Raw genomic sequence first — 11,725 nt, 5'->3', positions numbered from 1 at the left:
CGGCCACGAAGTGTAGTGGGGACCCACCCCCGCAGAAGACCGCAAGGCCCGGGGAATGCCGGATGCCGGTGGGCTCACGGCATCCCCGGGCGTGGGTTACTTCGCGTCGGCCTCGCCGTCGTCCTTGCCCTCGGACTTCTTGCCGGACTCGTCGTCCTTCGGCTCGGCGTCGTCGGCCTTCTTGCCGAGGTCGATCCGGGCGTCGTCCGAGACGTCCTTGTCGGCGTCGGTCTCGGTCAGCGAGGAGGCGTCGTCGGGGACGACGGCACCGTCGAGGTCGAGACCGCTCTCGTCGTCGCCGTGGACGATGCGGTTGTACTCCGCGTCGTCGAGGACGGCGCCGATGGCGTTCTTGGCGTAGATGGCGTGGACGTCGGGCGCGATCTCAAGGAGAACCGTGTCGTCGTGCAGCTCCTTGACTGTGGCGTACATGCCCCCGATCGTCCGGACGCCGGTGCCGGGCTGCATCTCGTTGCGCATCTGGGCGGCGGCCGCCTGCTTCTTCTTGGCGGACCGCGTCATCAGGAACATGGCCCCGATGAGCACGATGAAGGGGAGGAGAGTCACGGGATTCACGGGACGAGTTTCCTTCGCACGACCGCGCTGGAAGGCGGCCTGTATCTACGGGGGTGGGTACACCGACCTGTAAGGGCGGCATCGGCGGAGTCTAAGCGAGTCCGCATCGATGGAACAACGCCCGGACTCGCCCGGTGGTTCCTGCTCCGGCCAAGCTGTGACAGATCACGCCCCGAACAGGCCCTGTTGTCCCTTTCCGCCTTGCTGCGGAGGCACGATACCCAGATGGGCCCAGGCGGCGGGCGTAGCGACCCGCCCACGCGGCGTCCTGGCCAGCAGTCCTTCCCGGACCAGGAAGGGCTCCGCGACCTCCTCGACGGTCTCGCGCTCCTCCCCCACGGCGACCGCGAGGGTGGACAGCCCGACGGGTCCGCCGCCGAAGAGCTTCAGCAGGGCGCCGAGCACCGCGCGGTCGAGCCGGTCCAGGCCCCGGGCATCGACCTCGTACACCCCGAGGGCGGTGGCGGCGACCGGGCGGTCGATCCGGCCGTCGGCCTTGACCTGGGCGTAGTCCCGGACGCGGCGCAGCAGCCGGTTGGCGATGCGGGGGGTGCCCCGGGAGCGGCCGGCGATCTCGGCGGCGCCGTCCGCGTCTATCTCCACGTCGAGGAGGCGGGCGGAGCGGTGGATGACGCGCTCCAGCTCGGTGGGTGCGTAGAACTCCATGTGGCCGGTGAAGCCGAAGCGGTCGCGCAGCGGCGGCGGCAGCAGTCCGGCCCGGGTGGTCGCGCCGACCAGGGTGAAGGGCGGCAGTTCCAGCGGGATGGCGGTGGCGCCGGGACCCTTGCCGACGATGACGTCGACCCGGAAGTCCTCCATCGCCATGTAGAGCATCTCCTCGGCCGGCCGCGACATGCGGTGGATCTCGTCGAGGAAGAGAACCTCGCCCTCCTGGAGGGAGGAAAGGATCGCGGCGAGGTCGCCCGCGTGCTGGATGGCGGGGCCGGAGGTGATCCGGATCGGTGCGCCCATCTCGGCCGCGATGATCATGGAGAGCGTGGTCTTGCCGAGGCCGGGCGCGCCGGAGAGCAGGACGTGGTCGGCGGTGGCGCCGCGGGCGCGGGCCGCTTTGAGGACCAGGTCGAGCTGTTCGCGCACCTTCTCCTGGCCGACGAATTCGTCCAGGTCCTTCGGTCGCAGGGCCGCTTCGACCGCGGTGTCCTCGCCGTCCGCGTCGGCGTGGACGAGGCGCTCGTCGAGCCGCTCGTCGGTGTCGGGTCCGGTCTCGTCCCAGTTCATTCAGTCTGTCCCGCCTCAGGTGTTTCGGTGCCGTGCGGTGCCCGGCCCGGCGTCGGGGGTGGTCCCCGGGGTGCGGCGCTCCGGTCAGCGCGCGCGGTTGAGGGTCTGGAGTGCGGCACGCAGCAGCTGCGGCACGGGGGCCTGTCCGCCCTCGGCGATGGCCGCCTCTGCCTGGGGGGCGACGGCGGTGACCGCTTCGTCGGCCTCACGGGTGGCGTAGCCGAGGCCGATCAGGGCGGCCTGGAGCTGATCGCGCCAGGAGGAGGTGACGGCGGTGCCGATGCCCTGGCGGCCGATGTGGGCGCCGACGGGCTCGCCGAGCCTGTCCTTCAGTTCGAGGAGGAGTTTCTGCGCGCCCTTCTTGCCGATTCCGGAGACGGCGGTGAGCGCCTTCTCGTCGCCGGTGGCGACCGCGGTGCGCAGGGCGTCCGGGCTGTGGGTGGCGAGCATGGCCTGGGCGAGCCGGGGTCCGACCCCGCTGGCGGTCTGGAGCAGTTCGAAGACCTGCCGCTCGTCGTCGTCGGCGAAGCCGTAGAGGGTGAGCGAGTCCTCCCGTACGACGAGGGAGGTGGCGAGCCGGGCCTCCTTGCCGACCCGGAGGGCGGCGAGGGTGTTCGGCGCGCACTGGACGGCCATGCCGATGCCGCCGACCTCGATCACGGCCGTGGTCGGTGCGAGTGCGGCGACGGGGCCGCTGACGAAGGCGATCATCGGGGGACCTTCCGGACGGGAACTGCGGGGGTACGGGGGACGCGCCGGGTGCCGGCCGCGGCGGCTGCCGCGTGGGCCTGCTGAAGGCGGTTGACGGCGGGGGCACGCCAGATGTGGCAGATGGCGAGGGCGAGGGCGTCGGCCGCGTCGGCCGGTTTCGGCGGGGCGTCGAGCCGCAGCAGCCGGGTGACCATCGCGCCGACCTGTGCCTTGTCGGCGCGGCCGCTGCCCGTGACGGCGGCCTTGACCTCGCTGGGGGTGTGCAGGGCTACGGGTATGCCGCGGCGCGACGCGCAGAGCATGGCGACGGCGCTGGCCTGGGCGGTGCCCATGACCGTACGGACGTTGTGCTGGCTGAACACCCGCTCCACGGCGACGAATTCGGGCCGGTGCTCGTCGAGCCATTCCTCGATGCCGCGCTCGATGACGACCAGCCGGTGGCCGAGCTCCGCGTCGGCCGGGGTGCGCACGACGCCGACGCCGAGCATCGTCAGGGGGCGGCCGGCGACGCCTTCGACGACGCCGACACCGCACCGGGTCAGCCCCGGGTCCACACCCAGTACCCGCATGGGACGCCCCCTCCGTACCTATCGGTCAACTGTTCCCGCAGGCTATCGGCTCGCACTGACAATGCGACGGGCCGACGGGGTGTGTCCCCGTCGGCCCGTCGCTGAAGGCTGCGCAGAGCGCGGCTCAGGCGTCGACCTTCTCCATGACCTCGTCCGAGACGTCGAAGTTGGCGAAAACGTTCTGCACGTCGTCGCTGTCCTCCAGCGCGTCGATCAGCTTGAAGATCTTGCGCGCGCCCTCCTCGTCCAGCTCGACCTGCATGGTGGGCAGGAAGTTGGCCTCGGCGGAGTCGTAGTCGATGCCGGCCTCCTGGAGCGCGGTACGGACCGCGACCATGTCGGTGGCCTCGCTGACGACCTCGTACGTGTCACCGAGGTCGTTGACCTCCTCGGCGCCCGCGTCGAGCACGGCACCCAGGACGTCGTCCTCGGTCAGCTCGCCCTTGGGGACGATGACGACGCCCTTGCGGTTGAAGAGGTACGAGACCGAACCCGGGTCGGCCATCGAGCCGCCGTTGCGGGTCATCGCCACACGCACGTCGGAGGCGGCACGGTTGCGATTGTCGGTGAGGCACTCGATGAGCACCGCGACACCGTTCGGGCCGTAACCCTCGTACATGATCGTCTGGTAATCGACGCCGCCCGCTTCGAGACCGCCACCGCGCTTGACCGCGGAGTCGATGTTCTTGTTCGGTACGGAACTCTTCTTCGCCTTCTGGATCGCGTCCACGAGGGTGGGGTTTCCCTCGGGGTCCACACCGCCGGTGCGGGCCGCGACCTCGATGTTCTTGATCAGCTTCGCGAAGAGCTTGCCGCGCTTGGCGTCAATCACGGCCTTCTTGTGCTTCGTCGTAGCCCATTTAGAGTGGCCGGACATCTGCCTTCTCCTTCGCGTCACCAAAAACGATTCGAACCCGAGAGATCCTACCGGGATCGAGTCAGCCGACTGCGCGCACCATGTCCACGAACAGCGCGTGAACGCGATGGTCTCCGGTCAATTCCGGGTGGAACGACGTGGCCAGGGCGTTTCCCTGACGTACGGCGACGATGTGGCCACCGTGCTCCGCCACCACCTTGGCCTGAGCGCCGACCGACTCCACCCAGGGGGCGCGGATGAACACGCCCTCCACGGGTCCGCCCTCGATGCCGACGACCTCGACGGCCGCCTCGAAGGACTCGTTCTGCCGTCCGAAGGCGTTGCGGCGCACGATCATGTCGATCCCGCCGACCGTCTCCTGGCCCGAACGCGGGTCGAGGATCTTGTCGGCGAGCAGAATCATTCCGGCGCAGGTGCCGTAGACCGGCATTCCGGCCCGTACCCGCTCGCGCAGCGGTTCCAGCATGCCGAACAGGGACGCCAGCTTGGACATCGTGGTGGACTCGCCACCGGGGATGACCAGGCCGTCGACCTCGGCGAGTTCCTCGGGACGCCGGACCGGCCTGGCCAGGGCGTCAGCCGAGGCCAGGGCGATCAGGTGTTCCCGTACGTCGCCCTGGAGAGCCAGGACTCCGATCACAGGGGTGTCGCTCATCAGTGACTACCAGCCACGGTTGGCGTAGCGCTCGGCCTCGGGCAGGGTGTCGCAGTTGATGCCGACCATGGCCTCGCCCAGGTTCCGGGAGGCGTCCGCGATGATCTTCGGGTCGTCGTAGAAGGTGGTGGCCTTCACGATCGCGGCGGCGCGCTTGGCCGGGTCGCCGGACTTGAAGATGCCGGAGCCGACGAAGACGCCCTCGGCGCCGAGCTGGCGCATCAGCGCGGCGTCGGCGGGGGTGGCGACACCGCCCGCGGAGAACAGCACCACGGGCAGCTTGCCGAGCTCCGAGACCTCCTTGACCAGCTCGTACGGGGCGCGGAGCTCCTTGGCGGCGGCGTACAGCTCGTTGTTGTCGTAGCCGCGCAGGCGGGCGATCTCGTTCTTGATCTGGCGCAGGTGGCGGACGGCCTCGACGACGTTGCCGGTGCCGGCCTCGCCCTTCGAGCGGATCATGGCCGCGCCCTCGGCGATCCGGCGCAGGGCCTCGCCCAGGTTGGTGGCGCCGCAGACGAACGGGGTGGTGAAGGCGAACTTGTCGCTGTGGTTGACCTCGTCGGCCGGGGTCAGGACCTCGGACTCGTCGATGTAGTCGACGCCGAGGGACTGAAGGACCTGGGCCTCGACGAAGTGGCCGATGCGCGACTTCGCCATCACCGGGATGGAGACGGCCTCGATGATCTCCTCGATCATGTTCGGGTCCGACATCCGGGCCACGCCGCCGTCCTTGCGGATGTCGGCCGGAACCCGCTCCAGGGCCATGACGGCCACGGCGCCCGCGTCCTCGGCGATCTTCGCCTGCTCGGCGTTGACGACGTCCATGATCACGCCGCCCTTGAGCTGCTCGGCCATGCCGCGCTTGACGCGCGCGGTGCCGGTGGCCGGGGAGTCTGCGGACTGCGGGGTGGTGGGAAGCGTGGACATGGGTCGACCTCACTCGGAGAAAAAGTTGCTGAAAAGCGTTGCTTGGCGCTGTGCTGAGCAAACTCTCCGGGAACAGTCCACTGCAAGGGCCAATGGCAGGCCGGTGGATCGTTTTGAACGCGTACGGGATGACATGTGGCCCCCGTCACGCGCGAATGCGGCGGTCCGGTCAGCTGACGGGGCGGTCCGCCAGGGCCACCGGGGGTTCGTCGTCCATCTCGAAGGCCAGCGGGAAGGGGGCGTGTCCGGCCAGCCGGAACCACCGCACCTTGCGGTGCCGGCGCAGCGCGCGCGCCGCGCGCACCGCGTCGTTGTGGAACCGCCGGGCCATCGGGACCCGGCGCACGGCGGCGGCGAGTTCGAGCGCCGCCTCCTCACCGCCGGGGATCTCCTTCACGGCCTCCACCTGCGCCGTCTCGCCGAAGACCGCCCGCAGCGCGGCGCTCAGTTCGCTCTCCGCGACCTCTCGGTGCTCCTCCTCCGCCTGGCGGGCGGCGTGCGCCGCCTCGTACAGGACGATGGAGGCGGCCGGATCGAGGACACCGGAGGTGGCCAGTTCCTGGGTGACCGACGCACGGCGCAGGAGTTGGGCGTCGAGGGCGGCCCGTGCGGCGTCGATGCGGGTGTGCAGCCGGTCCAGCCGTCCGGCGGTCCAGCTGAGGTACATACCGATCGCGACGATCGCGACGGCGATCCAGATGAGGGTTTCGATCACGGGCGGCAAGGCTACCGGTGGGGCGCGGACGGCGTGGCCGCCCGGCCCCGGACCCCCGGCGCCCGGGTCGTGTCCGTAAAGTCCCGTCATACGCCCGGAGGGCGAGCCGGGCGGGACTTTACGGACACGGCCCGGGCGGCCCTCACTCCCGCGCCAGACCGAGCCGTGCGCGCAGCCCCGTGCGTTCGTCGGCCGCCACCGAGGCCGCGCCGTCCGTCACCGTCTCGTACACCGCGAGGATGTCCGCCCCGACCGTCGACCAGTCGAACCGGCGCACATGCGCGGTGCCCCGCTCGCGCAGCTCCGCACGCCGCTCCGGGTCCCCGAGCAGCCGGATCGCCGCCGCGGCCAGCGCGTCCGCGTCCTCGTTGGCGAAGAGTTCGCCCGCCGCGCCCAGGTCCAGCACCTGCGCGAACGCGTCCAGGTCGCTGGCGAGGACCGGCGCACCGGCCGACATGGCCTCGACCAGGATGATCCCGAAGCTCTCGCCCCCGGTGTTGGGCGCCACGTACACATCGACGCTGCGCAGCAGCCGCGCCTTGTCCTCGTCGCTCACCATGCCGAGGAATTCGACCCGCTCGCGCATCGCCTCGGGCAGCGAGGCGACGGCCTCCTCCTCGTCGCCCCGGCCGGCCACCAGCAGCCGGGTGTCCGGGCGGGCGTCGAGGATCGCGGGCAGTGCCCGCATCAGGACCGGCAGGCCCTTGCGGGGCTCGTCGATGCGCCCGATGAAGCCGATCGTCCCGCCCTGCCACTCGGCCTTGGGCTCGGCTGCGGCGAAGAAGCCGACATCGACCCCGTTCGGGATGACGACCGCGTCGCCGCCCAGGTGCTCGACCAGGGTGCGGCGCGCGTACTCGCTCACCGCGATGCGCGCGCTGATCTTCTCCAGTGCCGGCTGGAGGATCGGGTACGCCGCGATCATGGCCCGGGAGCGCGGGTTGGACGTGTGGAACGTGGCGACGATCGGCCCCTGCGCGGCCCAGCAGGCGAGCAGCCCCAGTGACGGCGAGGTCGGCTCGTGGATGTGGATCACGTCGAAGGTGCCGTCGTGCAGCCAGCGGCGCACCCGGGCGGCCGAGAGGAAGCCGAAGTTCAGCCGGGCGACGGAGCCGTTGTACGGGACGGGCACGGCCCGGCCCGCCGACACCACGTAAGGCGGCAGCGGCGTCTCGTCGTCGGCGGGCGCCAGCACGGACACCTGGTGGCCCAGCCGGATCAGGTGCTCGGCCAGGTCACGGATGTGGAACTGCACACCGCCCGGTACGTCCCAGGAGTACGGGCAGACGATGCCGATCTTCACGTCCGGTCCTCCCGGGGCTCCAGATCGGCGAGCCAGAGCCGTTGCAGCATGTGCCAGTCCTCCGGATGATCGGCGATTCCGACGGCGAAGGCATCGGCCAGCGCCTGTGTCATCGAGGACGTCTTCTCCGTGCGGTCGCCTGACTCGGGCAGCTCGACCGGCGGATGGATCCGCGCCTTCATCACGGGCGTGTCGTCGTAGCTCAGCGTCACCGGCAGCAGCAGCGCCCCGGTCTGCTGGGCCAGCAGTGCGGGCCCGGCGGGCATCCGCGCGGTGTCGCCGAAGAACGTCACCTCGACGCCGGAGGCGGACAGATCGCGGTCGGCGACCAGGCAGACCAGCCCGCCCGCGCGCAGCCGCCTCGCCAGGGTGCCGAAGGCCTCCCCGCCGCTGTGTGGCAGGACCTCCATGCCGAGCCCCTCGCGGTAGGCCACGAACCGGTCGTACAGGGTCTCGGGCTTGAGTCGCTCGGCGACCGTGGTGAAGGGCACCTTGAGATCGGTGGTGACCCAGGCTCCCGCCAGGTCCCAGTTCCCCAGGTGCGGCAGGGCGAGGATGACGCCTCGGCCGGCGCCGAGGCCGTCGGTCAGCCGGTGCGCGTCTCTCACGTCTATCGACGCCTTGATCCGCGCCGGGCTCCAGGTGGGCAGCCGGAACGACTCCATCCAGTAGCGCATGTACGAGCGCATCCCGGCCTTGGAGAGCTCGGCCAGCCGGGCCGGCGACGCCCCGGGCACGACCCGTGCCAGATTCGACTCCAGCCGCAGCACGCTCTTGCCGCGCCGCTTCCATACCTGGTCGGCGATGGTGCGGAAGAGCGTCCGGGCGACCGGCTCGGGGAGCTTCTTGACGGCGCTCCAGCCGAGCCCGTACAGCCCGTCGGTCAGCCGGTCCCGCAGACCCTCACGCGACTGTGCCCGGTCGTCGCTCACCGGTCGGTCCCGCTCCCCGGCCCCGCGGCGGCGGCCTCGGCCGCATCGGCCTCGGCGGACTCACGGCGCACGGTCACGACCCGCTGCACCAGCGTCACCAGGCTGCCCACGGCAACGATCCACAGCGCGATCGGCAACAGGACCTCGATCCCGGGGACGCCGAACTTGTGCAGGCCCGCGAGCCCGGCCGCGACCAGCGAGATCACCAGCCGCTCGGCGCGCTCCACGAGACCGTTGACCGCCACCGGCAGTCCGATCGACTCGCCGCGCGCCTTCGTGTACGAGACCACCTGGCCGCTGGCCAGACAGAAGATCGCGACCGCGCAGAGCACGTTGTCGTCGCCGTTGCCCGCGTACCAGAGCGCGAATCCGCCGAAGATCGCCCCGTCGGCGACCCGGTCCAGGGTCGAGTCCAGGAACGCGCCCCAGCGGCTGGAGATACCGGCCTGCCGGGCCATGTTGCCGTCGACGAGGTCGGAGAAGACGAAGATCGTGATGACGATCGTGCCCCAGAAGAACTCCCCCATCGGGAAGAAGACCAGCGCACCTGCCATCACCCCGGCCGTACCGATCAGAGTGACCGCGTCAGGGCTCACGCCTAGACGGAGCAGCAGTGCGGCGAACGGTGTGAGGACACGCGTAAAAAATGCACGCGCGTACTTGTTCAGCATGGCCTTCCCGAGGGTCGGTGGGCCGAGCGGCCCCTACGGCCACCGGCTGGCCCATCGTAGTCACGCCCGCCGGAGTCCACCGTCCGGGCACCCGGCGTCGCGCGGCGGAGTGCCATGTATGGACGCGGCCCGGCCCGAGTGGAAAGCTCGAATTACCGCGGGCGTCGCGCGCAGCCGCCGCGGCGGCTCCCCAGTGCCCGTACAGCTCTCCCCTCTCCCCACATCGCGTCGGTATTCCCTCCGCTTCGCACCACTACCTGGGAGGCACGCATCATGGGCGACAAGGCACACGCACACACCGGGGCCGCCGGCAGGGCAGCGACGGCCGGCCGGCCCTCATCCGTACGGAATGTGGTGCTGGTCGGCCACAGCGGCTCCGGAAAGACCACCCTCGTCGAGGCCCTCGCGCTGACCGCGGGCGCGGTCAACCGGGCCGGCCGGGTCGAGGACGGCGCCACCGTCTCCGACTACGACGAGATCGAACACCGCCAGCAGCGCTCCGTACAGCTCTCCGTGGTCCCCGTCGACTGGGGCGGGTACCGGATCAATCTTCTGGACACCCCCGGCTACGCCGATTTCGTCGGGGAACTCAGGGCCGGTCTGCGGGCGGCGGACGCGGCCCTTTTCATCGTGTCCGCCGCCCAGGAGGCCGACGCGGTGGCGGGCGCCACCCGGGCCGTCTGGGAGGAGTGCGCGGCCGTCGGCATGCCGCGCGCCATCGTCGTCACCCACCTGGACACGGCACGCACCTCGTTCGACGAGATGACCCGGATCTGCGGCGAGATATTCGGCGGCGACGACCCCGACGCGGTGCTCCCGCTCTATCTGCCCGTCCACGGCGCCGAGGGCGCCGACGGGCACGCCCCGCTCACCGGGCTCACCGGCCTCCTCACCCTGCGGATCTTCGACTACTCCTCGGGCGATCGGCGGGAGAACCCGCCCGCCGACGGCCAGCGGCCGGCGCTCCAGGAGGCCCGCAACCGGCTGGTCGAGGGGATCATCGCCGAGAGCGAGGACGAAACCCTGATGGACCGCTACCTCGACGGAGCGGAGGTCGACATCAAGACACTCGTCGACGATCTGGAGCGCGCCGTGGCCCGGGGCTCCTTCCATCCCGTCCTCACCGCGGCCCCCGCCGCCCCGGGTGCCCGCCAGGGCATCGGCACCGTCGAGCTGCTGGACCTGATCACCGGCGGTTTCCCGACCCCGCTGGAGCACCCCCTCCCCGACGTCACTCCCCTGCACGGGGCGTCACGGCCGGACCTGACCTGCGACCCGGACGGGCCGCTCGTCGCCGAGGTCGTCAAGACGGCCTCCGACCCGTACGTCGGCCGGGTCTCGCTGGTACGCGTGTTCTCCGGCACCCTGCGCCCCGACGAGACCGTCCACGTCTTCGGCCACGGCCTCACCGACCCCGGCCACGAGCCCCGCCCCTTCCACGAGGCCGAGGTCCGCGTCGGCGCGCTCTCCTCCCCGTTCGGCAAGCAGCAGCGCCCGGTCACCGCGTGCGGCGCGGGGGATCTGGTCAGTGTCGCCAAGCTGGGCGGCGCCGAGACCGGGGACACCCTCTCCGACCCGGAGCTGCCGCTGCTGCTGGAGCCCTGGACCACGCCGGACCCGCTGCTTCCGCTCGCCATCGAGGCACACAGCAAGGCGGACGAGGACAAACTCTCCCAGGGGCTCGCCCGGCTGGTCGCCGAGGATCCGACCATGCGCCTGGAACAGAACCAGGACACCCACCAGGTGGTGCTGTGGTGCCTGGGCGAGGTCCATCAGGACGTGGCGCTGGACCGGCTGCGCAGCCGTTACGGCGTCCAGGTCGACGCCGTACCGCACAAGGTGTCGCTCCGCGAGACCTTCGCCGCCCCGTCGACCGGGCGCGGCCGGCATGTGAAGCAGTCCGGCGGCCACGGCCAGTACGCCATCTGCGAGATCGACGTGGAGCCGCTGCCCGCGGGGTCGGGCATCGAATTCGTCGACAAGGTGGTCGGCGGAGCGGTGCCCCGTCAGTTCATCCCGTCCGTCGAGAAGGGCGTGCGCGCCCAGGCCGCCCGTGGCGTCGCGGCCGGCCATCCGCTCGTCGACGTACGCGTCACGCTGCGGGACGGCAAGTCGCATTCGGTGGACTCCTCCGACGCGGCGTTCCAGACCGCGGGCGCGCTGGCCCTGCGCGAGGCCGCCGCGGACACCCGCATCCAGCTCCTCGAACCCGTCGCCGAGATCCGGGTCCTGGTCCCCGACGACTATGTCGGGCCGGTGATGAGCGATCTGTCCGGGCGGCGCGGCAGAGTGATCGGAACCGAGCAGTCCGGCGCCGGCCGCACCCTCGTACGGGCCGAGGTGCCCGAGCTGGAGATCGGCAGGTACGCGGTCGACCTGCGCTCCCTCTCCCATGGCGCCGGCCGGTTCGACCGGGCGTACGCCCGGCACGAAGCGATGCCCCCGCAACTCGCCGAGCGCCTCCGGGGACAGCAGGAGAACAACCCGAACGACTCGTGACCGGCCATGCCGCCCGTCTTTGTCCACAGGGGCGGGCGGCGCAGCGATCCG

At 71.2% G+C, this 11,725-nt stretch carries 12 protein-coding genes; 1 reads left to right on the top strand and 11 read right to left on the bottom strand.

The window, feature by feature from the left end; all coding sequences use genetic code 11:
- Nucleotides 1–96 precede the first annotated feature (96 nt).
- The 11 genes from yajC to pgsA form a co-directional block, all read right to left on the bottom strand.
- The gene (gene yajC / locus OG842_RS32175; RefSeq protein WP_266735904.1) at nt 97–576 is read right to left on the bottom strand and encodes a preprotein translocase subunit YajC; all 480 of its coding nucleotides are present in this window, start codon (nt 574–576) and stop codon (nt 97–99) included.
- Between the two features lie 165 nt (nt 577–741).
- Complete coding sequence (gene ruvB, locus OG842_RS32170) at nt 742–1,815, bottom strand: Holliday junction branch migration DNA helicase RuvB (RefSeq protein ID WP_266735905.1); 1,074 nt, start codon at nt 1,813–1,815, stop codon at nt 742–744.
- Between the two features lie 84 nt (nt 1,816–1,899).
- Nucleotides 1,900–2,526, bottom strand: a complete 627-nt coding sequence (gene ruvA / locus OG842_RS32165; RefSeq protein ID WP_266735907.1) for a Holliday junction branch migration protein RuvA — start codon at nt 2,524–2,526, stop codon at nt 1,900–1,902.
- Nucleotides 2,523–3,095 carry a crossover junction endodeoxyribonuclease RuvC gene (gene ruvC / locus OG842_RS32160; protein WP_266735909.1) on the bottom strand — a complete coding sequence of 191 codons (573 nt, stop codon included), beginning with the start codon at nt 3,093–3,095 and terminating at the stop codon, nt 2,523–2,525. Before ruvC ends, ruvA begins: the two co-directional genes overlap by 4 nt.
- 124 nt (nt 3,096–3,219) lie before the next feature.
- The gene (locus tag OG842_RS32155) at nt 3,220–3,972 is read right to left on the bottom strand and encodes a YebC/PmpR family DNA-binding transcriptional regulator (RefSeq protein WP_072484508.1); all 753 of its coding nucleotides are present in this window, start codon (nt 3,970–3,972) and stop codon (nt 3,220–3,222) included.
- A gap of 61 nt (nt 3,973–4,033) precedes the next feature.
- Complete coding sequence (pdxT, locus tag OG842_RS32150) at nt 4,034–4,627, bottom strand: pyridoxal 5'-phosphate synthase glutaminase subunit PdxT (protein WP_266735911.1); 594 nt, start codon at nt 4,625–4,627, stop codon at nt 4,034–4,036.
- A gap of 6 nt (nt 4,628–4,633) precedes the next feature.
- The gene (gene pdxS, locus OG842_RS32145) at nt 4,634–5,554 is read right to left on the bottom strand and encodes a pyridoxal 5'-phosphate synthase lyase subunit PdxS (protein ID WP_266735913.1); all 921 of its coding nucleotides are present in this window, start codon (nt 5,552–5,554) and stop codon (nt 4,634–4,636) included.
- Nucleotides 5,555–5,723: 169 nt separating this feature from the next.
- Nucleotides 5,724–6,269 (bottom strand): hypothetical protein, encoded by a 546-nt coding sequence (locus tag OG842_RS32140; protein WP_266735915.1) that lies wholly within the window; start codon nt 6,267–6,269, stop codon nt 5,724–5,726.
- Nucleotides 6,270–6,411: 142 nt separating this feature from the next.
- Nucleotides 6,412–7,572: a glycosyltransferase family 4 protein gene (locus OG842_RS32135; protein ID WP_266735916.1), complete on the bottom strand. Its 1,161-nt coding sequence runs from the start codon at nt 7,570–7,572 to the stop codon at nt 6,412–6,414.
- Entirely contained in the window at nt 7,569–8,504 is a 936-nt protein-coding gene (locus OG842_RS32130; protein ID WP_266735918.1) for a phosphatidylinositol mannoside acyltransferase, read from the bottom strand. Before OG842_RS32130 ends, OG842_RS32135 begins: the two co-directional genes overlap by 4 nt.
- Nucleotides 8,501–9,175 carry a phosphatidylinositol phosphate synthase gene (gene pgsA, locus OG842_RS32125; RefSeq protein WP_266735920.1) on the bottom strand — a complete coding sequence of 225 codons (675 nt, stop codon included), beginning with the start codon at nt 9,173–9,175 and terminating at the stop codon, nt 8,501–8,503. The genes OG842_RS32130 and pgsA overlap by 4 nt, the downstream gene beginning before the upstream one ends.
- A 273-nt stretch (nt 9,176–9,448) precedes the next feature.
- Between pgsA and OG842_RS32120 the strand changes: the two genes are divergently transcribed.
- Nucleotides 9,449–11,674: an elongation factor G-like protein EF-G2 gene (locus OG842_RS32120; protein WP_266735922.1), complete on the top strand. Its 2,226-nt coding sequence runs from the start codon at nt 9,449–9,451 to the stop codon at nt 11,672–11,674.
- Nucleotides 11,675–11,725: the final 51 nt, after the last annotated feature.

The sequence above is a fragment of the Streptomyces sp. NBC_00376 genome, from assembly GCF_036077095.1.
GTDB lineage: Bacteria > Actinomycetota > Actinomycetes > Streptomycetales > Streptomycetaceae > Streptomyces.
This window is presented reverse-complemented; position numbering and strand designations above follow the sequence as displayed.